Annotated in this window: 16 protein-coding genes; 9 read left to right on the forward strand and 7 right to left on the reverse strand. The window is 46.4% G+C overall.

Features of this window, described 5'->3' with window-relative positions:
- Positions 1–2 precede the first annotated feature (2 nt).
- The 4 genes from AC5I6P_RS00315 to AC5I6P_RS00330 form a co-directional block, all read right to left on the reverse strand.
- Entirely contained in the window at positions 3–1,616 is a 1,614-nt protein-coding gene (locus AC5I6P_RS00315) for an alpha/beta hydrolase (protein WP_495691760.1), read from the reverse strand.
- A 221-nt stretch (positions 1,617–1,837) separates the two neighbouring features.
- The gene (locus tag AC5I6P_RS00320) at positions 1,838–3,085 is read right to left on the reverse strand and encodes a glycosyltransferase family 2 protein (protein ID WP_495691761.1); all 1,248 of its coding nucleotides are present in this window, start codon (positions 3,083–3,085) and stop codon (positions 1,838–1,840) included.
- Between the two features lie 240 nt (positions 3,086–3,325).
- Positions 3,326–5,524, reverse strand: a complete 2,199-nt coding sequence (locus AC5I6P_RS00325) for a GumC family protein (RefSeq protein WP_495691762.1) — start codon at positions 5,522–5,524, stop codon at positions 3,326–3,328.
- 188 nt (positions 5,525–5,712) lie between these two features.
- Complete coding sequence (locus AC5I6P_RS00330; RefSeq protein ID WP_495691763.1) at positions 5,713–6,585, reverse strand: WecB/TagA/CpsF family glycosyltransferase; 873 nt, start codon at positions 6,583–6,585, stop codon at positions 5,713–5,715.
- 851 nt (positions 6,586–7,436) lie between these two features.
- Here AC5I6P_RS00330 and AC5I6P_RS00335 point away from each other — a divergent pair.
- From AC5I6P_RS00335 to AC5I6P_RS00355, 5 genes are all read left to right on the forward strand, one after another.
- The gene (locus AC5I6P_RS00335; protein WP_495691764.1) at positions 7,437–8,492 is read left to right on the forward strand and encodes a glycosyltransferase family 2 protein; all 1,056 of its coding nucleotides are present in this window, start codon (positions 7,437–7,439) and stop codon (positions 8,490–8,492) included.
- Between the two features lie 151 nt (positions 8,493–8,643).
- A complete protein-coding gene (locus tag AC5I6P_RS00340; protein WP_495691765.1) occupies positions 8,644–9,648 on the forward strand; it encodes a glycosyltransferase family 2 protein in 1,005 nt (334 codons plus the stop codon).
- A gap of 120 nt (positions 9,649–9,768) precedes the next feature.
- A complete protein-coding gene (locus AC5I6P_RS00345) occupies positions 9,769–10,827 on the forward strand; it encodes a Gfo/Idh/MocA family protein (RefSeq protein ID WP_495691766.1) in 1,059 nt (352 codons plus the stop codon).
- On the forward strand, positions 10,824–11,861 hold the full coding sequence (locus AC5I6P_RS00350) for an NAD-dependent epimerase/dehydratase family protein (protein ID WP_495691767.1): 1,038 nt from the start codon (positions 10,824–10,826) through the stop codon (positions 11,859–11,861). The genes AC5I6P_RS00345 and AC5I6P_RS00350 overlap by 4 nt, the downstream gene beginning before the upstream one ends.
- Positions 11,862–11,894: 33 nt before the next feature.
- Positions 11,895–13,169, forward strand: coding sequence for a glycosyltransferase family 4 protein (locus AC5I6P_RS00355; protein ID WP_495691768.1), 1,275 nt, complete (start codon positions 11,895–11,897; stop codon positions 13,167–13,169).
- Positions 13,170–13,347: 178 nt separating this feature from the next.
- Here the strand turns inward: AC5I6P_RS00355 and AC5I6P_RS00360 are convergent, their stop codons facing one another.
- The gene (locus tag AC5I6P_RS00360; protein ID WP_495691769.1) at positions 13,348–14,637 is read right to left on the reverse strand and encodes an O-antigen ligase family protein; all 1,290 of its coding nucleotides are present in this window, start codon (positions 14,635–14,637) and stop codon (positions 13,348–13,350) included.
- 146 nt (positions 14,638–14,783) lie between these two features.
- Positions 14,784–16,052, reverse strand: coding sequence for a glycosyltransferase (locus AC5I6P_RS00365; RefSeq protein WP_495691770.1), 1,269 nt, complete (start codon positions 16,050–16,052; stop codon positions 14,784–14,786).
- A 572-nt stretch (positions 16,053–16,624) separates the two neighbouring features.
- Between AC5I6P_RS00365 and AC5I6P_RS00370 the strand changes: the two genes are divergently transcribed.
- The 4 genes from AC5I6P_RS00370 (at position 16,625) to AC5I6P_RS00385 (ending at position 22,531) form a co-directional block, all read left to right on the forward strand.
- Complete coding sequence (locus AC5I6P_RS00370; protein ID WP_495691771.1) at positions 16,625–19,027, forward strand: glycoside hydrolase family 9 protein; 2,403 nt, start codon at positions 16,625–16,627, stop codon at positions 19,025–19,027.
- A 2-nt stretch (positions 19,028–19,029) separates the two neighbouring features.
- Entirely contained in the window at positions 19,030–20,391 is a 1,362-nt protein-coding gene (locus AC5I6P_RS00375) for an oligosaccharide flippase family protein (RefSeq protein WP_495691772.1), read from the forward strand.
- 367 nt (positions 20,392–20,758) lie between these two features.
- Positions 20,759–21,889, forward strand: coding sequence for a glycosyltransferase family 4 protein (locus tag AC5I6P_RS00380; protein WP_495691773.1), 1,131 nt, complete (start codon positions 20,759–20,761; stop codon positions 21,887–21,889).
- 417 nt (positions 21,890–22,306) lie between these two features.
- A complete protein-coding gene (locus AC5I6P_RS00385) occupies positions 22,307–22,531 on the forward strand; it encodes a fluoride efflux transporter FluC (RefSeq protein ID WP_495691774.1) in 225 nt (74 codons plus the stop codon).
- Positions 22,532–22,594: 63 nt separating this feature from the next.
- On the opposite strand, the gene AC5I6P_RS00390 is transcribed toward AC5I6P_RS00385, so the two are convergent.
- On the reverse strand, positions 22,595–23,041 hold the full coding sequence (locus AC5I6P_RS00390) for a ferritin-like domain-containing protein (RefSeq protein ID WP_495691775.1): 447 nt from the start codon (positions 23,039–23,041) through the stop codon (positions 22,595–22,597).
- Positions 23,042–23,145: the final 104 nt, after the last annotated feature.

Raw genomic sequence — 23,145 nt, forward strand, 5'->3', positions numbered from 1 at the left:
CGCTAAAATAGGGTCGCCAAACTGAGCCAACGAGTTAAATTAGCAGGCAACTCGTTGTTTAGCCGCAACGGTAGAGTTGAGGTTGAAAGCGATTGAGCGTAAGCAGATGACAGGAACGGTTTATAACTTTTAGCATCAGGCGTAAGTTGTCTGACAAATGCTAGGCTAGTTCCTTGCAATAGACGGCGCAGGGGTTCAACATCTTGACCTTGACGCTCCTTTACAATCGTTCCTTGAGTCCTCACCTTCCCAAAATAAATTGGATCGCTCACGCTAAGATGAGTTGCTCCAATCGATGTGATGAGATACTTAGGCGTTGGAAGCTGCAAGAAGGGTTGAAGCTGCTGACTGAAGGCAGGTGCGAGGGCATCGTCGGTACTGGTAAGGATCATGGTTGGCGTTGCCACTTGCTGGAGTCCTGACTTGCCAAAAATTTGTCCAATCGCAGGATTGAGCGCGATCGCTTGCTTGATCCGCTGATCCCTCAAACTAAGCTGTCGCTCAGAAAGTTGACTCGCCGCACATTGCAACCAGTCAGCAGGAACCCGTTGCAGCACGCCACTCGTGCGACAAAATTCGCGCAACTCATCCAACCGTAGTTCTGCTCCCGCCAGCGCAAGCGCATCATAGCCTCCAAGCGAATGACCGATGATGCTAACTTGCTGCGTGTTGAGCTTGCCTTGAAGAACCCCAAACTGATTGAGTTTGACAAATTCATCTAGTAAAAAGCTGATATCCTTTGGACGCTCCACAAATTCCTTCGCTGATATCAATCGCTCTGGGTCAAAGGATGCAGACGGCCCGTTCTGAACATTAGAGGGATGCTCGGTTGCAGCAACCGTAAACCCATGAGATGCCAAATGACGCGCTAAATAAGCTAAAAACTTTCGATTCGCTTCAAATCCGGGTGAGATGACCACTAGTGGAGCTTGAGTGTTGGCGCTCCAATATAAATCAACGGGTAGGCGACGGTTTCGCGTTCTATCTTCAAACGTGAAGTCTTGTTGCTGAACCGATTCTGAACCGGAAGCCGCCGGATCAAACGATGATTGAAACGCCGAATTACTAGCGGTGAGGTTCTTCTCTAGCAGCGAACTCACGGCTTGGCTTTTCCAGTACGAAAAATTTAGCTTGGAGGCGACCCCCAAAGCTTGAGTGACATCGACTGTAATTGTCCCTTGAGGAATCGCTTTAATGACTCCGATTGCATCAAGTCCATTTAACTGCCGAGCCGCTAGCCAGAATCCAGCTTGCAGGTCTTCTAGACTCAATCCCGGCGAAGCTTCGCGAATCGAATCCAATATCCGTTTGCCAGAAGCCGATTTCAGTAACTCCTCGACAACTTGACTGCCTGACTTTGGATCAAGTTCTAGGCGATTAGTCAGCGCTTTGCGGAAATCCGAAGTTAAAAATGGAGAATAAAGCTGTAGTGCAGAAGGAACTTTTCCTGTCTTAGCGTAGGTTTCTAAATCAGTAACCTGAATCGATTGCTGAAAGGGACCCAGCTTCAGGTTCAGTCGTTCTGCGGCGTACCCCGGCGCGCTCAGCCCAAGCGCGATCGCACTGCATGTTCCTAGCGGAACGGCAACTCCAACCAATTTCTGAAGAGATGCCACAAAAGGGAGCTTACTTATCTTTGACGTTAATACTTGCCGCTTCACAATAACCGTCCTATCACAACAGCTTTGGTTCTTGAAGACATCCAGCCCTGAGAGTTGATTTCTCAATTGAGGTCATTAACTCAGTATAGAATCTCCACTCCTGTTCTCGATGGGTTGCTCCAAAGGTTGCGACTCGCCCCAGCACGATTTAGTTCCTACACCACTTTTCAAAGGCTTTACTTATCTAAAAGTTCTACAATTCCCTGCTTTGAAGCCCCCTCTGAATCTCGTTCTGTACGAACCCAGGCCCGTTGTGGTTGCACTAGGAATCTAAAATATAGAGGAATTTTCCAAAGAATATAAAATGGAACCGAGAGTAGCTGCCTTAACGGTAAATCTGCGCGTCCAAATTTTGCCCAAGCTAGCAGAATGGCTAGAAATAAACAGATGCCTGCGATTGCCATTAGTTCTGCTGCCGTCCATAGAGCAGAAGTAGTTCCCCATACCAAAGCTGCGATTGTAAGTCCAAGCCAGCCCATCACAAACAACGATAGAGGAGGAATAGACAACTCTAAGGCAAGGGCAAACGCTTCTGGTCTCTGTTTTTCAATGCCTGCTTTTAGAAGCAATGGTACGTACATCCTAATCGCTTGAAGATGCCCATGCTCCCACCGAGTACGCTGGCTACGAGCGGCGCGTTCCTGCTGAGGAAGATTGCCGATCACCAGCGCTTCAGGACAATAGATAGGGGCATAGCCTGTGATCGTAAGATCTAAACTTAACTTCATGTCCTCTACCAGATGCCCATTTGCCAAATCCACGGAGCGAATTACTGCCCAAGGAAATGCCATCCCGGTTCCGGTGAGCAAACACGGCAATTTGAGTTGAGAGAGTCCTAATGGACGAACCAAATTCTTTACGGTAAAGGCGAAGGCTGACACTGCATCTTTAGGACTCGGAACAGCAGGTTTCTCCATTAGATAGGTAGCCTGTGCAGGGCGACCTGTCGCGATCGCGGCCTGTGTTAATTGAGCGATTGTATCGGGTTGTACCCGGCAATCCGCATCTATCAGTACTACTACATCTGGTGGATCAGCAGCTAGATGTCTCAAGCCATAATCTAAAGCATACCCTTTTCCTACCTGAGCTAAATTGTGACGCTCAATCACGGTTGCCCCCGCTTTGCAAGCAATTTCTGCGGTCGCATCAGTACAATTGTCTGCAATCACAACCACTTGATCACGAGGCTTGAGTTGAGGCACTAAATCTGCCAAGGTCAACCCCAAACAAACCTCTTCATTGTGAGCAGGTACTAAAACGGCAATTCGATGCTGCTGGTGATGAGTTTTAGCAATTCTTCTAGAAATAGGTAGGAAAGCAGCAAAACATTCGATTAGAAGAAAGCTGCTTAGAACTAAAAAACTTAGCGTGCTAACTAGTGCAATAGAATTAACGAACGAACTTATCAACTGGTTCATCAGCATTGACTGGTACCTCAAGCTCTAAACCCCTATTGGATCTAAAGCAAACAACATATTGGTCGTAGATTCTGTCATTCCATGAGACTTTAGCCTGAGCAAAATTTCAGATTTAAGTCATCTTTATACATTTCAAGCCGTGCTGCCTTACTCGCTCTTCCACAACACTTACACCCAAGCAAATCGAGAGCGCTGACTTGGTGCAGCGCTCAATAGCCTGTCTACTCCCGTTAAGCAGTTCGCTTTCTACCGAGCTGAAAGAGACTTTGGCAGTCGAAGAGCCTCTCCCTTCTCCGACATCTGCTCACGAGGACTGCTGTAGTAGAAGTAGCTATCAGGCTCGTGCTTCATATTGACGCCGTTTGCCACCAGCCCAAGAATATTGGGTTCAGACCGTGCTAGAAGAGATTTCGCTGCCGTTGCGCTTGAAGAATCTGCAACGCCTGGACGGACAACGACTAGCACTCCATCTGACATTTTGCCAAGAACAGCAGCATCAGCTGTTCCTGCTAGAGGCGGTGTGTCAAACAGAATGTAGTCATAATCTTTCGCTACGGTCTCTAACAGTACCGTCATTGCTTCAGAGTCAATCAAAGCAAGGGGGTTGGGGGGCATGACTCCCGCTGTCAAAACGGAAAGATTACTGGTAATGGGCTTCACCGCATGTCTTAACTCGCTCTGATCAACAACCACATTGCTCAATCCAATCGTATTGACCAATCCCCACAAATGGTGCTGAGTTGGATTACGCATGTCAGCATCAACAAGGAGCACTCGCCGCCCAGACTGCGCCATGATTGCTGCAAGATTTGCTGCCACCTCTGACTTTCCTTCACGAGGAACAGCACTACTGACAACAATCGTTTTAACTTTCTTGTCCAAGCTAATGAACTTCAAATTCGCTTGAAGCATTTGATAAGCTTCATGAATCATTGAACGCGGCGAGGTCATTGCGATGACTCTAGGCGACACGCCATCAACGCTGGCAGAAACTGCTGTAGGAGTATCGCTCGTCTCAAACTTGGGAATTAAGCCCAGCATGGTATAGCCGTAAAGCTCTTCGGCTTCTTTGACCGTTTTAAGTGAGCGATCGATCGCATCAACTAAGAACGCCGCCGCTATGCCTAGCAACAGTCCGACTAGTCCACCACCTGCCAAGAATAGAAGACGCAAGGAACTAGCTGGTTTGGTTGGAGCAGTTGCAGGTTGAATAATCCGAGCGTTGCCAACCTCCTGTGTCTTAGCCACTTGAATTTCTTGCAGACGATTAGAAAGGTTTTCATATGCTTTCTGAGCAAGAATTAAGCGGCGCTCCAGATCCCCCTCACCCTTATCAAGGGTTGGTAGAGCGACGGCTCTCTGGCGATAGCCAGATTCTAGGGCTGCAAGTGTCGTAATCTTACGCTCTAGCCCCAATCGCTGCACTTGAAGTTGTACAAAGTCACCTGCCAACTTGCGCTTGATGTCACCCATCTGCAAAGTGCCTACATTCACGGGAGCATCTGTTCCCATAGCTTGTGCAACTCGTTCTTGCAGCAACCCTGTCAGTTTTCCTTCCTGATCTTCTAAAGCCGAGATCGCAGGATGCTTTCCTTGGAAACGAGTCTTTTCAACAGCTAACTTGGTCTGAACGCGTTGATATTCTGCCAGAACCTCCTGGACTCCTGCGTTTTGGCTGAGAGAGGCAATGTCTACCGCTTGTGCTGCATTGACTCCAAACTGGCGCTGTACAGCCGCTTCTTGTGTTCCAACATCCGCTAATTGAGTCCGAGCCTGATTTAATTCATCCTGTAAAGTACTAATTGTCGTTACCGCGGCTGATGACTCTTTATCAAGATCAACAATCTGATTTCGGGTTCTAAACTGGCGTAAAGCCTCTGAAGCTTGCTCTAGCTCTGCCTCAGCCCTTGGTAGCTGTTTATCAATGTACTGCCCTGCGGCCACTGCCTCCTGCTGGTTTTCCTCAATGTTGTTGTTAAGGTAAGCTTTCATTACCTGGTTAACAACGGCAGAAGCCCTCTCCGGATCTTTGTCAGTGTAGGCAATCTTGAGAACATCTGTACCAACAACCGGCTCAACCTTAAGCTTGAGATCCTCTGGATTAAGAGGACGCCCTTTGTTGTCCTTTAGCTGCAACGAATCGATCACCTGCTGCAGAATTGGATATGACTGAACCACAACAGCCTGAGTGTCCAAAGGGTTACCCTCACGTTTGAGGGATTCTAGAGCACCAATCTTCTCACCCACACCTGTTAGAGAGGTTGTTCGGTTGGATTGAACGAGAACTCGTCCACTCGCTTGATAGCTGGGTCTCTGCATTGAGGTTGCCAACGCCACTAGCCCAATGGTTGCTGCAAGAACGCTAGAAGTAACTAACCAACGGCGTTTTAAAACCAGCCAGTAGTTTTGAATATCTAGCTCTTCGGAATAGCGCTTAGTCTCCATAATGTATCGCTCACCTATAAGTTAGGGATCTCAGGAACGGGGGGTGCATTAGAACGGGCTACACGAGATTGAGAAGTGGAAATCTGAAGATTGTTAGAAGGTCATCGTCCAAGTGAATAGAAAGATAGATACTGCTTACATGGAGACGTTCCAGTGGTGTCTCTAAACAGGCAATGTTCTGACTCCAACTATGCCACGATCTTGAAGGATCTACATAGAGCATCATAGGGACGTTTAAGGAATCTTTTTGTTTGATGTCCTAATCGCCTTGCCAGCGATCGCGGTTCTTGAGGCCGAGAGGAATGCTCAGAGGCCCAAGGATTGCGATATAGACTGAGTCGCTGCTGCAAGATTAACCAGAAAAAAGGAAGATCATGAATGAGATAGCGCTTCCACAGTCGGCGCGGCTCACAAACAACTCGATAAAGCCACTCTAAGCCAACTTCGCTCATCCACTTAGGAGACCGCTTGACGTTTCCCGCTTCAAAATCAATCGTTGCTCCAATCGCCAGAAATGTTTTGATATTATGAAGTTGATCTCGATATCGCATAAGCCAAAGTTCCTGCTTTGGTGCACCTACCCCGATCGCCAAAACAGTCGCTCCAGAATCGTTAATTAACCGAACAATCTTTTGGCATTCCTCCTCATTTGTCTCAAAACCAAATGAGGGCGAATGAGCCGCTACAACAATATCGCGACCTACTTTCGCATTAATTTTTTGCCTTGCTCGCTCTGCAATGCCAGGAGCAGAACCGAGTAAGAAAATCTTCACACTCTGCTCATGCTTGTAGTAGGTGTAGAAGGCCGGAAACAGATCTGAACCAGATATTTTTTCCTGAATGGGCGTTTTCAAAAACCTTGCTGCATACATCAGAACTTTACTGTCGCATACCATGTAGTCAGCGCCTTGGTAGGCTTGATAAAACTCTTGATTGTGCTGAAGCTTGACCAAATGATCTACGTTTGGAGTGAAAACTGTCCCACCGAGCCGTAATTTATCTAGCAACTCGATCATCGCGATATTATGAACGTTGATATTCAAGAGATGAACTTGTTGCATTGCCACTACCCAAACTTCTCTACAGCGGCTTACATCAGATACTAGGTCAGAAATACCAAGCACTTTCGGAAGAACGCTTATAGTTCAAAAACTGCTTCAGGTGCTACGCTCCAAAGAATTAGAGGAAACCCCTAGTCTCTTTCTGTATCAGGACCGCTCCGTATGTAATTTAATTTAAGGGGGGCATTAGAGTTAAGTCAACTGAAGCCCCTAGTTACTTCACTGAATCTTTACCTAAACCATGAGGAATTTGCTGAAATTCTATACAGTGCAACTACAGAAGAACTTCAACTTATAAACTTGACTTTTGTGATTTCTGTGTAATTTCACGCAAGACGGGATGAATACGATACTTAACCTTCTCCACAGGCAGCCTTCAACAAAAGCTGCAGCGATCCTGTCTCAGTGCTGAAGTAAACTGTAGATTTTTCTTGTTCATCTTAATTAAATAATGAAATTAATTTTCTATCGAAAAATAAAATAGAGGCAATTTTGTAATCGAGTAGCTACGCTAAATTTTTGGTGAGACGTGTGCCGCTTGAGACACAGATTTATTCTTGTCAAGAACAATTGATCCTTGTCAGCAATATTAAAGCAAAACTTTATACAGTGCTTCTTATTGTGAATTAATCTGCAACTTTTCCGCTCATGCGTAGCCTTACGGCTGCTGAAAATGCTTGATTGTGTGTATGTTTTGATGCCCTTCTTACAAGGATGCTGCTGAAGCTGGTGCGTTCTCAAAAGCAGTAAAGGTCTACCAACCTGAGTTTTTCTATTTGAGAAGGGTCATCTTTTTAACTCGTCTTACGGTGATTTTTCACACTCTTTAGGCACAATACTCTGCACTGATCATGAGCAATATCGGAATCGTCGTGATTGGGCGCAATGAAGGCGCTCGTTTGGTTCGCTGTTTGAGGTCGATCGTCAGTCAAGTCTCAGAAAATACACCTGTTGTTTACGTTGACTCTGGTTCTACTGATGGAAGCGTAGCGTTTGCGAACTCACTGGGTATACACACTGTTAGCTTGGATATGTCAGTTCCCTTTACCATGGCGCGGGGACGAAACACAGGATTCAACTTTCTCAAGCAAAACTTCAATGCTATTGAGTACATACAATTTATAGATGGCGATTGTGAACTGATGGAGGGCTGGCTCAGTGCAGCAAGTCAAGTTCTAAGTCAACATGAAAATCTTGCGGTAGTGTGTGGTCGGCTGCATGAACGGTTTCCGGCAGCGTCTCCCTACAATCAACTGGCTGACATGGAGTGGAATACGCCTGTTGGAGAAGCTAATGCTTGTGGTGGAATCGCCATGATGCGTATGAGTGCTCTTACAGAAGTTGATGGATACAATACCGCGTTGATTTGTGGTGAAGAACCAGAGATGTGTATCCGCCTGCGTCAGCGAGGTTGGAAAATTCGCCGAATTGCTGCGGATATGGCAATTCACGATATGGCGATGACTCGCTTCACTCAATGGTGGAGACGCTCAATTCGTGGCGGATGGGCAGTTGCAGAGGGGGCTGCTATGTACGGTCAAACAGCGGAACGGTATATGACACGAGAAAATTTTAGTGGTTGGCTGTGGGGAATCACTGTTCCGATCGCAGCGATTAGCTTGGCTTGGCTAACCTATGGCTTGAGCTTTGCTCTTCTGCTTGGATACCCATACCTGATGTTGCGTGTGTACCAGTATCGTCGGGCACAAGGGGACAGTTCAGATCATGCTCGTCTGTATGCATTTTTCTGCGTCCTGTCCAAGGTTCCGCAAGCGATTGGGCAGCTCAAATACTGGTTCACTCGTTGGCAAGGTCAACCTGCGACCATCATTGAATACAAAGTTCCTGTTCTTGAGAGGTTCGATTCTCAAACCGCTGTAGAGCAAACTCAGGTTGCAGTGAGTTAATCCCACATAATCTAGTAGATTGCAGACAACAAAGCCACTTGTCCTAAATAGCCCTAGCTAAAACGATCTTCCTACCGTAGGTACATTGACAAACAAGTTAATTTTCTCCAAATTCTAAAGAGAATAAATATAACTCTTTGGCATCAGGACTATGAGGAATATTGGCGTTGTCGCGATCGGTCGGAACGAAGGTAAGCGTTTGGTTCGCTGTCTGCAATCGTTACAAGTTGAGCTTCCTGAAGGTGTCCCTATTGTTTATGTTGATTCAGGTTCTACAGATGACAGTGTGAATTTTGCACAGTCAATTGGTGTCCATGTCATTAACTTAGATATGTCTGTTCCATTTACAATGGCGCGAGGGCGAAATGTAGGCTTTAACTACCTAGTGGAGCATTTCAGCGATTTGAAATATGTTCAGTTTATTGATGGTGATTGTGAGTTGGTAAAAGGTTGGCTTGATCTAGCTTTTGCCGCTCTTGAATCCGATGAAAGTTTAGCGATCGCGTGTGGCCGTAGACGAGAGCGGTTTCCTGATGCCACAATTTACAACCGTCTTGCAGACATGGAATGGGATACACCCGTTGGAGAAGCTCAAGCTTGCGGTGGCGATGCTCTCATGAGAGTAAGCGCAATTCAGGCAGTTGAAGGGTACAATGAACGGCTGATTGCAGGTGAAGAACCAGAAATGTGCGTTCGCCTACGTCAAAGTGGTTGGCGTATTCAGCGCATTGATGCAGAAATGACCCTGCACGATGCGGCGATGGAGCGATTTCAGCAATGGTGGCGGCGCTCGATGCGCGGTGGCTGGGCAATGGCAGCCTGGTCAGATCTACATGGTGCGCCTCCTGAATACTACATGGTGCGTGAGAATCGTAAACGTTGGCTTTGGGTTCTGGGGTTGCCGCTCCTCTCCATTGGGCTTGCTTGGTTGACAGCAGGGCTAAGCTTAATACTATTGCTTGGCTATCCACTTTTGACTTTAAAGATTTATCAGTATCGGCTTCAGCAAGGAGACTTGCCTAAACACGCGTGGCTGTATGCTGGGTTCTGTGTTCTTGGGAAATTGCCAGAGGTAATTGGACAACTGAAATACTGGATAACAAAGCAGCGTGGTCAGCAAGCCACTTTGATTGAATATAAGGTAGAAGCAACTTAAAAATACACGAATTGCCTAGTAGTGCTGTTTTTGACTAAAGAACTCTCGATGAGTTTCTTTAGAGTTTGTACAATTGGCGCTGACTGTAGTGGTCTACTGTTAGATGGTGAAGGAGCTTTCATGGCGACAGCATTAAAGGCGGCAGTGATTGGAACAGGAGTAATCTCCAAAGAACACTTGAGCTTTCTTAATACATCAGAACGATCCCAGCTAGTGGCGGTCTGTGATCTCTCGAAGGTATCGGCCCAGTATGCGGCACAGCGTTATCAGGCACAGGCAACGTTTGCCGATTATCGTCAGATGCTGAACGAGGTAAAGCCTGATGTTGTACACATTCTGACGCCGCCACATACTCACAAATGGATTGCGAAAGATTGCCTTGAGGCAGGGGCACATGTCATTTGTGAGAAACCGATCACTCCGACCTATGAGGAATTTAAAGAGTTGTGGGCGATCGCCCAGTCCTGCGATCGCTACTTAATCGAAGATCACAACTACCGCTACAACGAGCCAATTCTGGCGATTGAGAAACTAGTGGCAGATGGAACGCTGGGTGACGTTCAGGAAGTCGAAGTTCGGATGGCGTTGAACATCCGAAGCGGCGGGGCATTTGCGGATGAAAATATTCCAAATCCGGTTCACAAGCTTCCGGCGGGGGTTATTCATGATGTAATTACTCACCTGGTTTATCTGACGCTAAGGTTTCTACCGGTAGAGTTCGATCGGATTAGCGCTGCGTGGAGTAATCATGGGGGCGGCACCCTGTTTAAGTATGATGATCTCGATGCTGTTCTAGTCGGAGGTGCAAAACATGCTCGAATTCGTTTTAGCGCTCATACTCTGCCTGAATGTTTTGATGTGATTGTGCGGGGATCGAGGGGCTATGCTCAAACTGACTTATTTCAACCTTACTTGCGCTGTGTTGTCCCCCGTAAAGCTGGAAAGCAACTTTCTCCATTAGTGAATCATTACATCAATGGTTCTGATCTGGTAAAGGCAAGTATTGGTAATTTCAGCCGCAAGATTATGCAACGAACTCCCTATGAAGGACTGCAACGCCTTCTCGATATAACGTATGCGGCTTTGCAGAGTGGTAATCCGCCTCCAATTACGTTTGAAGATATGGATCGAACCAGTCGATTAGTGGAAGCGTTATTGGCAGAGGACAATCGGGTATGAAGCTATTAGTTACAGGCGCATCAGGATTTTTGGGTCAATACGTGGTTGTCGAAGCATTGCGACGCGGTCACCAAGTTCGTGCGGTAGTCCGTCCGTCGGGTGATGTAACCCGCTACTCCTGGCATGATCATCCAGCTGTTGAATTTGCTCGCGTCGATCTCCGTCGTCGAGATGGGCTAGCAGATGCTGTTCAAGGCGTAGATGCTGTTATTCACTTAGCTGCGGCAAAGGCTGGAGATTTTTATACCCAATTTGCCGGAACGGTAATGGCAACAGAAAATTTGCTAGATGCCATGATAGAGAGAAATGTACTTCGTCTGGTAGCAATTAGCACATTCTCAGTTTATGACTATGTAAGTATGCCGAACGGTACTCTTGTTACCGAGAACGCTCCGATTGAGTCTCACCCTTTGGAGCGAGATGAGTATGCTCAGACGAAGTTGCTTCAAGAACAGCTTGTTCGAGATTTTGAGAAAACGCACAACGCTTCGGTAACGGTCATTCGTCCAGGTATGGTTTATGGGCGGGACTACCTGTGGAACGCCTGTCTTGGTGCGGAATTAACAGATACGCTGTGGCTGCGTATTGGAGCGCGGGCAACTATGCCCATGACTTACGTTGAGAACTGTGCGGAAGCCATTGTTTTAGCTGTGGAGAAGGATGCTGCGATCGCACAAATCCTCAATGTCGTTGACGATAATCTTCCAACTCAGCGGGATTTTGCAAAAAAACTCTTGAAGCAAATGACCGTTCCAGCCAAGCTGATTCCAGTGAACTGGACACTGATGAACTCCTTTACTTGGGTGTTGTTGTACTACAATCGAATTTTTCTAAAAGGAAAGGCAAAATTTCCTGGAATCTTTGTTCCGGCAAAGCTTCAGGCTCGATTTAAACCATTGCAATATACGAATGCACACGCTAAAGCTGTTCTAGAATGGACGCCAAAGTATTCACTAGATGAAGCATTTGAGCGAAGTAATAGTAATCTCGATCTACTCACAGTAACTCCTCAAGATAGCCCTGTGCCTGTCTAGTTTTGATGCCTTCTCAACCTTCACAAAATAACCATGCGGATTGCCTATCTAACGGGTGAATACCCTAGAGCAACGGATACTTTCATTCAGCGAGAAGTTGCCGGACTGCGGAAATTAGGCGTTGAGGTGTTCACCTTTGCCGTGCGGCGTCCTGGTGATGAACACATGGTGGGAGACGAGCAAAAAGCAGAGCGCGATCGCACCTTTTATCTTTTGCCACCTAAGCTTCCAAAATTAGTCGGCTCTCATCTCAAGCTATTTTTGAGTTCACCAAGGCGGTACCTACGTTCGCTTAAACTTGCTTGGTCTACTCAACAGCCGGGCTTGAAAGGGTTGCTGTATCAACTGTTCTACTTTTTAGAAGCAGGCATCCTCGCAGATCAAATCCGAGTTCAGCACATTCAACATCTCCACAACCATTTAGCGACATCTAGCGGCACTGTTGCCCTGTTGGCGGCAGAACTTGGAGCCTTTACCTACAGCTTTACGTTGCACGGCCCATATATCTTTTTCGAGCCGTATCAGTGGCGGCTTGATGAGAAAATTAAGCGATCACTGTTCGTATGCTGCATTAGCCACTATTGCCGGAGTCAAGGCATGATTTTCGCTCCGGCTGAAAAATGGAATCGGATGCACATCGTTCATTGCGGCATTGATCCGGCGCTGTTTGAGGTCGTCTCTCACATCGGAACCGGAAAAAGATTACTGTACGTAGGACGCCTTGCTGTTGTCAAGGGCCTGCCGATCTTGCTGGAAAGCTTGGCGAAATTAAAATCTGCTCACGCTGATTTGGCGCTAACAGTTGTAGGAGATGGTCCCGATCGCGTTCAATTAGAGCAAATGACGCAGGAGTTGGGGCTGAGCGAACACGTGAGATTTGTGGGCTACCAATCTCAATCGGAGGTTCGGCAGCACATGCAGCAGACAGATATTTTTGTGATGTCGAGTTTTGCGGAAGGTGTTCCCGTCGTGCTAATGGAGGCGATGGCTGCTGGAGTGCCCGTCATTGCGACTCGAATTGCAGGAGTTGGAGAACTCGTTGAGGACGGGGTGAGTGGATATCTTGTGCCGCCAGGCGATACTGAATCCCTAGGCGATCGCATTGAAGCATTAATGACGGATACAGAAGCGCGATCGCGATTTGGCAAGGCAGGACGCGAAAAAGTGGAGCAAGAATTCAACATTCATCTTGAAGTTGCCCGACTCCATCAAATTCTGATCTATGCAGTTCAAGGAAAAGTGGAAGCGGTTCGCCCCGAGCCTGGCTCGCTCCCATCTAGATCAGAAGAATTAGAAATGCAGGTTTAGGTTCTACAGAACTGTTGCCATTCTATTGAGTGTATTGAAAACCTGTTGAAGTGGAATGAACTGTTAACCGTTCGACAGGTATTCCGCATCCCTAACCAAGTCTCCCTATTACTGGACATAGAAATCCTGAAAATAGAAATGAAAGAAGCTGGATCGAAGGAGATCCAGCTTCTTTCGTTTAGTCTTCTCTTACCTGCAGATTTCCGTATTCTGGTAAACGCAAATTCTTTTCAAGGTCTTCCTCTTCATCGACTTGCCATCTGCGCCTGAGCGTTAATGTGGTTGCGATAAATAACACCAGGTAAACGTTGCTTAGCCGGAGTAAATAACTCTCGGTCATATTATTGAGTGCTAAGAACGTGAGAAATGCCAAGGGGAACAGCTCCTCAGAATGCTTTGCGGCGTAAGCCCGCCGCAAAGCGCAAAGGTAGGCTGCTACAAAGCAGATAAGAAACAGCGCAAGTCCAATTAATCCAATATCTAACGCTGTATCTATAAAGCCATTGTGAGCATGGGGAGGAATATATTGGTCCCCAAAGAAGAGCGCTGCTGTTCTTGGAAATCGGCTTTCGGGTGCCCAGAACGCACCGCGTCCAAATCCAAACCAGGGTTTTTCCCAGAAGTGCAGTCCAACAACCTGCCAAATGAAGGTTCGTCCGCTTAAAGTCGGGTCTCTTCCTAGCCCTTTGACGATGTCCATCCAGCTACTCAACAGGGCAGTTACCACGCACCCCATCAGGAGAACGCCCAAGTCCAATAGGACGACGGAAAGCTTGCCTTGCCAACGGAATCTTCGGTAGAACGCTAACATTCCGACTATTACTAGCAGGAGAATAAGAGCAGTCTTAGACGTAGTTAGAAGAATCATCGCGGTGCAGAACGCCAAGCCAAGCCACTTAAGGACTCTTTCAACTGGGCGTTCAATGGGCATCAGAAAGAGGGTAATTACTCCCAACACCATCATGCTACCGAAGGTGTTTTTGTAGTCATAAATTCCTTTCCATGCTCCGGGATGGTCTGCACCGTGTTTTCCTGCAGAAGGCAGCCCGATCGCAAAGAGCGCACTTGCCAATCCACCTACTACCAGCGATAGGGCAAGGAGCCGTACTTGCTCACGTAAGGTAAAGCGAGTCGCAAAGTACAGCCCAAAGGAAATCATTTGTAAGACTTCCCGCTCATTCCAGAAGACCCACTCTGGTAAATCTGACCAAGCAAAAGAAACAAGAGTGAGTGCTAACACAAGCCAAAGAATCCAGTCTCGGCTGGCAGTGAAGAGCGCTTTTCTCCAATGCACTATAACCAACAAGCTAGACACGAGCCAGATGAAATATCGAATTCCGGTTATGATAGCAATCGGAATTAAACCCGCTGTCCCATCTTCGGTTCCGCCAAGGGCAAAACCCCCTGTAAAAAAGGTGAATCCTAGAACGACAAAGCAGGTTTCGGCAAATCCAAGTAGCTTTTTCACGGCACAAATTCTGTGGTTTCACAAAAGAACTCCCAGCGTTGAAAGTTCTGCTATCTAGAGTAGGCGGTTTTGATGCTTTACTCCCTGCTCCACGTGCCTATCATTCATCTGAAACATTACTGATGAGATATTACTGAAAGTTTTATCTAGCAGGAGTAAGGAGCGATGGATATTACTGAGTCAGGTTTAGCAGGGAGATGTTTCTTGATCAAGCCACTTCGATGATGGAACACAGTTTCTTCATCAAATCGTTGTCCTGTTCGCGCCGCTTCTTGCACTAGAAGGCACAACCTTGATCGATCGACATTGAGCTGAATAATGTGTCTAGTTAACGTAACTTCGTCGTTTATGGGGGAAAACAGTCCTCCACCCTGTGCTGCAACCAGTCCCCTAGGATAAGAACTGTCGTATCCGACGATTGGGCATCCCGAAACTAATGCTTCGATGAGACAGCGCGGCGATTCTGGAGTTTTGTGACAAAAGAGAAAAAGATGCTGTTGGCGTAAGATTTTTAGAATTTTCTGGCGATCTCCTACAAATCCCTCAAAGTGAATGCAATCTCGAATCCCAAGATCCGCTGCAAGCTGTTTCATCTGGGGTAACAACTCCCCATCACCTAACCAAGTTGCGTTGACCTTCACACCCGCTTCATAAAGACGGTAAATGACTCGTATCCAGTCCAGCCCGCCCTTCATCTCTGATGCTCGCCCGACATATCCAATCTTAAGAGGTTGTCCCTGAACGAGCTGATCAATTTTATTGCTCAGCCTATCGCGGCTAATTTGGTCTTCCTTTCGGGTATGAACATCATAGACGCAGTGAGCATTGTTGCAGAATTGAGAAAATACTTCATAGCATTCTTGTCCCTGAAACAGCCCCAAGCGGCTGCGTTGAATCAAGAATTTTAGGTAGGGCTGCATGAGAGGCAGCAGCAAAAGTTCTTTGATGCGATGCTTTAGTGGATAGCTATTCAGGGTTCTCCAAATTACTTGGTACTCGACGCGATCTGTCGAAACGGCGTAGGGTCGATTTAGCTTCATCGCTTCTAGACAGGCGATGCCTGACCAATCGCCTACTAAAACGCAAGGTGAGAAACAAAGATACTGAGACTCGCGAATCTTGGCTCTAAGAAGCTGTCGGGTTTTGCGATAGGTTCGGATGAAGTCTTGAATGCGGTAAGCGTAGGGCAAAAGTACAAATTCAATGCGATCTCGGCAGGGCAAGTCATCAATCGCTCTCCAAGTCTCAGAGCTTGATGGTGTGACTTGCTGTGGCAACACAGTACATGCAAAAACAACTTGCTCAAAGCTTTCAGTCCATCGAACTAGTTTTTCACACGTTTGTTCATCTAATCCTAACTGCCCGTTTACCTTGCGTAAACTTACGGGGGAAACTATAAAAATCTTTTTGCTCATCGTCAAAAACGCTCTCAAATGTAGGAGTAAGGCAATGCACACTGAGTCAGTTGGAAATGAGCAAAACGGAAAGGTTTTGCGTAACTTAGCTACCTAACTAAGTGTCAGGATTTGAAGAAGATTTGGATTCAAAAATACGCTAGTTCTAAGTAAGCTATACGCATATGCTGAAAAATGTAGAACAAACTTTTCGGCTGCTCCGGGAAAGTACTGCCATTGTAAAAACTAGAATTTTGAAACTTCTTCCTTAAGGGACAGTAGCTTGACCTGCCCAACGAAGGAAATGTATCCGTTAGGGCAACTATGGCTGAAACTTAAGGCAATCATAAGTCGCAGAATCATGTTTGAGATTAAAAGACTTTAAAGACTAAGTAACAAATTGATGAACTTTGATCTGGTTTTTTCTAGAATAATGCGCTTTTTTGATAGGCTAGCAGCGCTTCTTAGGTGCATCTCGTAGTTGGCGCAAATTCTAAAATAGTCGAAGCTACTTCACTTAACCAGGTGAACTATAGTAATTCTTCTTAAAAGACTACGGATGCATCGAAGCAGTTGTTGCAGAGTGTTGAAAAATGATTTGCGCTAAGCTAAACGCCATGAATGGGTTGCAACGATTAATTTCAATTAGTTTTGCTGTTCTGCTAGCTGGCTGTTCAGCAGACGTAGTGGCAGGCGATCGTCCGCAGATTAAAGTTTCTCAAGCCTATTTAGTGAAACCAGATATTCTGGCACTCCAAATCAACTCAGGGCAAGTAGTTCTGGGCAAGCAAGTCCCGTACCAGAAGCAGTTTGGCGATCAGGTGAAACAACCTCGTCCGGTTGGAGATGACTGGGTGAGCCGAAGGGGACAAGAAATTGGTTCTCTTGTGGGCCCGCAGCGCAATATTCTACGTACATTTGATCAGGTTGTCGGTGCGCGGCTAGATCCTCAGTGGGCAGATCAGCAAACGAGCTATAAAATTACGTCTTCAAGCGATTCGAGTTATTCATCGGGCATAACTCCTACGGCTGTTTTTAGAAAAAGCAAGCCAACCAACATGGCGCGAACGGGTGCGTGGAAATTTGATTTTCCAGTCGCACATACGGTCTATCTCAAGCTTCCCTCTGCGCTTAAACCTGGCAAAACCTATCAACTCAATTTTTCTGGTGGAAATGTTGAGCGGTTGTCATTCAAGTACGAACCTAATGCCACTCGCAGTGAGGCAGTTCATGTTTCACAATTGGGCTTTCATCCAAATGACTCAGCAAAGGTTGCTTTTCTATCAACTTGGATGGGCAGTGGCGGAAAAGCTACATATCCACAAGGACTCAACTTTTCGGTGATTGATGAAGCGACAAACCGATCAGTGTACACAGGTAAAACGAAGCTCTCTAGAGCAAGCAATCAACCCGAAGATCCAGAGAATCGCAATCACACCCTTACCGATGTCCATCTTCTGGATTTCACGTCGTTGCAGGCTCCTGGGCGTTATCGAGCTTGTGTTGACACAGTTGGCTGTTCCCTATCTTTTCAGATTGATCAAACTGTTTGGCAGCAAGCGTTTTATGTGTCTGCACGAGGACTGTATCATCAGCGTAGTGGAATTGAGCTAGGTCCGCCCCATACAAGTGTGAAGCGTCCTCGTCCGTTTCATCCCAAAGATGGCACGACAGTCTACGCGACTACCAAGTCTCTTGCAAGTGTCGATCAAGGAATCGGAGCCGATGATTTCTCAAAGGTGATTGCCAAAAGCAAAATAAATGAGAAACTTCCAAATGCGTGGGGGGGCTACTTTGATGCTGGTGATTGGGATCGCCGAATTCAGCATGTTGACGTCTCGCGATCGCTGCTGGAAATGCAGGAACTTGCGCCCACCTATTTTAGTCAGGTCAATCTCAATCTTCCTGAATCCAAAAATTCAATTCCAGATGTTGTAGATGAAGCTTTATGGAATATTGATTTCTATAAGCGGTTGCAAACTTCTGATGGCGGGATTCGGGGGGGAATTCAATCTGAGATTGATCCAAAGACTGGAGAAGCGAGTTGGCAAGAATCGACAACAGTGCTTGCCTATGCGCCCGATGCTTGGTCAAGCTACCTCTATGCGAGTGTGGCCGCCCGGGCGGCCCATTGGTTTAAGTTCAAAGATGCTAAACGCGCTCAAGACTACCAATTGAGCGCAGTCCGAGCCGTTCAGTATGCAGATCGGCAGTCTGCAGATGCGGGTCGTTGGCAAGTTCGCGATGCCCGAAACATAGCGGCTCTAGAGCTATATCGATTGACAGGAGACTCTAAATGGCATCAAGTTTTTCTACAAACGACTGTGTTTAAAGATGCAAAGCAAGAAACGAATGAGTGGGATAAGCATAATCAGCGAGATGCTGCATTTTTGTATGCTCGGTTGTCTCAAAATCAAACCGATCGCACCGTTCAACAGAATGCGTTTAATGCGCTGATCCGAGAAGCAGATGCGGTGACCGCTTTGACTGATACGACAGCATTCAAGTGGTCAAAACAGCATCCCTACGAACCGATTGGGTGGGGAGCTGGACTCGGCGCTCCTAAAGCCGTTGCAATGGTGCGTGCCCATTATCTCACCAACAATCCCAAATACCTTAAAGGAAGTGTTTTGGCAAGTCAGTTTTCGTTGGGAGCGAATCCCGATAATATGACTTACACAACAGGCCTTGGACACCGTAGCCCCCAAAATCCGCTAGTCATTGATCAGCGCATGTTGGGACAAGCTCCTCCACCGGGAATAACAGTTTATGGCCCCTATGATCCGGTTCGATACGGCGATTTTTGGACAATTGAACTGCTTAAACCTTCCATTTTTCCTGCTCCCAACACTTGGCCTACCGTTGAATCCTACTTTGATGTGTTCCTGTTCCCAATGGCAACTGAATTCACTGTGATGCAGTCAATTTCCCCCACAGCTTATGTTTGGGGTTACCTCGCTGCTCAAACTGCTCCGAATTTAAGGAACGCAAATTAATCATGGCTGCCTCTCTCAAAAAGCTCGCCGTTCGGGGTGCAATCTGGACCATTCTTGGCTATGGATCAGGGCAAGCGCTGCGGCTGGTCAACAATTTGATTCTCACGCGCTTACTAGTGCCCGAATTTTTCGGATTGATGGCATTTGTAGTCACGCTACGCATGGGAATTGAACTGTTCTCAGATTTTGGAATTTCTCAAAGCATTGTTAACAATAAGCGAGGAGAAGATCCAATCTTTCTGAATACAGCTTGGACACTTCAGATCATTCGCGGGGTTCAAATCTGGTTGATCAGCCTGCTGTTAACGTACCCCATTACAAAATTCTACGGAGATGATCGGCTGTTTATCCTGATTCCTTTGGTCTGCTTCTCTTCAGTACTTGATGGATGTTCCTCAACGGCAATTCATACGTTGCAACGTCGCTTAGACTTGGGTAGGCTAACCATTTATGAATTGGTGCTTCAGGTGCTGGCGTTCTCAATTTTGATTGGGCTGTGCTGGGTTAGTCCTTCAGTTTACTCCTTGGCGCTCGGAACTTTATCTGGTGCAGTGTTGAATTTAGTAGGAAGCCATTTATTAATTCCGGGCTACTCCAATCGTTTAGCGTGGGATCGAGAATGTCTGGCGGAACTGCGATCGTTTGGCAAATGGATGGCGGTCGCGTCTGCCTTCATGTTTGTCGCAGACCAGTCCGATCGGTTACTCTTGGCAAAGTTGCTCTCGTTCCAGCAGTTAGGAATTTATACGATCGCAAACACACTGGCCAGTATCCCGCGAGAAGTCATTCGACAGTTGAGTAGTCGAGTGATTTTTCCAGCGATCGCAAATCAGCTCGATTTGCCTCGTCATGAACTGCGTCACAAAATTGTACGCAAACGTTGGCTCATATTAATTGGGCTAGCTGGCTTTCTAGCATTGCTTGTTTGTTTTGGGGATTGGCTGATTGTTGCACTGTATAGGGGTCGTAATCAGCATTGGGATCAGTATCAGCAAGCCACTTGGATGCTGCCGGTTTTAGCCTGTGGAATCTGGTTTTCAGTCTTGTTTTACAGCACGAGTCCAGCGCTACTAGCAATTGGAAAACCAATGTATTCTGCTCAAAGCAACTTGGCACGATTTATTACGATTGTCGGTGGATTACCTATAGCATTCTCGCTTTACCAGACGCTAGGAGCGATTGCAGTAATTGCTTTCAGTGATTTTCCGCTTTATGTCGTGAATCTCTTTGCGCTTAAAAAAGAAAAGCTGTCCTGCATAACCCAAGATGTTATAGCGACGGCGATGTTTGCAGTGCTTCTTGCCATTCTGCTAGTCGGTAGAAAAATCTTAGGGTTTGGAACCCCCATTGATGTCATTCTTTAGAACTTAAAGTCTCGTCAATTTTCTCTACGCCCTAGTAGCTCAATCTGTCAGGCTGCTAGGGCGTAGCTTTGTCTGAAGCATATGACGTGTTGCATCTCTTATACGGAGACATCTGGTTTCAGATTCGCGAAAACTTTATCTCTGCAGGGATTTCTGTAAAATTTTCATTTAGCTAGATGAAGTGATAGATGATACATATAATATTGTCCTCAGTATTTACACTACACTGTACCCAGAAGGCAATTTCAAGTCTATTCGTAGAGCAGCTTCAGGAGCTTAGGGTACTGACTTCGTGTGAAGCACTTCACCTCAGACTAGTCAGACTTTGTAAGACATCTCATTCCATCCTCATTTAAAGGAGAATCCGGTGCGTTATCATCTCGTTTTAAACCATCCGTTTGACCTCGACAAAATTGCTCAGGAAGCAGATGCTGACCAGCGTCCACGGCACTGCATGACTGATGCTGGAAAGCTTCTTAATGCAACGATTCACTTGCCCGGTCAAGACGCGATTTCACTGCTCGATAAAGCGTATTCAAAATTAGTTGGGCGTCCTCAAGATTGGGCATTGGCACGACGGCTCGTAGCTCAATTAGGCAGTGAAGACGTAGTGTTCTGCATTGGAGAAACTGTTGGATTTGCGATCGCTGCCCTTTGCAATCCTCAAAACGCGCCCAAACTCGTGGTCTTCATGCACAATCCTGACCGACCAAGAGCGAAATTAGCGATGAAACTATTTGGTCTGAAGCAGCGGATTGATCTGTTCATGACCAATACCGTCTTTAAAGCAGAGTTTCTGCAACAGTATTTGCAGTTACCGTCTGATCGAGTTTCTCTGTTCCGAGAGCAGCACACCGATATTCGCTTTTTTACGCCAGCAGCGCCGTCAGCGCCTAAAAAACGTCCTCTTATTGGCAGCGGTGGGCTAGAAAGCCGAGACTATCACACGTTGGCAGCGGCAGTTGCCAATTTAGATATAGATGTCCGAGCATCAGCCGTGTCTCCTGATGCAAAAGCGTCTTTGCGCAATATGCCGAAAGTGTTGCCAAGCAACATGGTCTGTCGCTACCACGACTGGCATGAACTGCGTCAGTTGTATCGCGACTCTGATGTTGTAGTCATCAGTCTACTGGATCATAACTACCAAGCAGGCTTAACCACATTGTTTGAAGCAATGGCGTGTCGGAGACCTGTGATCATGACACGGACGCCCGGACTGGTTGAAGAAGTTATTGACAGCGGATACATTATTGGTGTCAATCCTGGAGATGTAGATGGGATGAAACAGGCAATCACAGATCTACTAAATCAGCCTGAAAAAGCTGAAGCTCTTGCTCAGAAGGGCTATGATTTTGTGATGCAACAGCACAACCACAATGTCTATGTTCAGTCGTTTGCAGATCAGTTGACATCCCGCTATGGAGCACCTTCTCGCTCTTCTGATGTGTTCGTAGAAGCTCCAGTTGTCTCCAGAGTTGCAAGTGCAGTTGAGTGTTAGTCTAACTGACATCATACAACTTTGAATTGAATCACTATAACAGTGAGAGGGTGTGACAAGCGATCGCTCAGAAGTTCTGTCGATCGCTTCCTCCAATAATCAGGTTTAGGTTTGATAGGTTATTGAGATTAAGCAGATTCAGTAGAAGTTCTTTCAGAATTTCTACTGAATCTGCTGACTTAAATAACATTGCATTCTGCTGCCATGACGTTGAGAATAATTAAGACGATTTTCTATAAACGTCGAGAATGCTCGTAAATTTAATCCAGCAGCTAGTCACGATCGTGGATGGACCCGTTGCATGGCTCGCATTAATTAATCCTGGACTGTGTGCACCACTAGCAATTAGTTTAGGAGCAATTCCGGGCGCATTAACTCGATATTATTTAACACTTTTCTCTATTCGTTGGTTTAGCAGTGATTCCGATTCAGAACATTTTAATTAATGTCACAGGCTCGTTTGCCATAGGATTGTTCATCACATGGCCGTTACTGAAGTCAATCGCTTCACCCGAACTTCGCTTATTTTTTGCGGTTGGGTTTCTCGGGTCATACACAACGTTTTCTACTTACGCATTAGATGTTTCACTTCTAATGCGATCGCAAAGCTCCTACCTAGCGTTAGTTTTATTGGCTAGGTAGTGCTGTTTTGGGTGTGCTAGGGATCGAACTTGGTGGCGTTGGCGCTCGCATTGGATAACACAACTAGCTTGCGTTAGGTTGAAAGTCGCGTAGCATCTTTCGTAATTCCATCCCATGCAATTCTTCTTGCCCGATCATACCCCGGGCAAATTCTTCAAGATAAATACTGGCATCTTCTACCACTTCTAAGAGTTGTTTATACAAAGTTAAGGCAGAGGCTTCGTGATTCAGGCTCTCTAGCAAAATGTCATAGATTGAGTGCTTATGAGTTTCCTCAACGGGAGCAATTTTGAGACTCGGATGCCCGTTTAATCCAGTTAAGATCTCGCCTGCTTGCTGAGCGTGAATCAGCGACTCACTGGCTTGGTCTTTGAGAAACTGCACGATCGGAATTCGATTTGGTCCAGTCACCATCAGCGAATAATGGGTGTAACGCACAACACCCGCCAATTCTGCTTCCATGATCAAATTAAGCAAGTGTGTCGCCTTGTCTGTATCGAGGTCTCTCATAAATTTATTCGTGGTGAATCTATCGTGAACAGGACTGACAAACACTTTACTAGGTTGTGTTGATAATTGTGTGAAGTTGGGCTGAATACGCTAAACCTAAACCG

The sequence above is a fragment of the Myxacorys sp. genome (assembly GCF_059501405.1).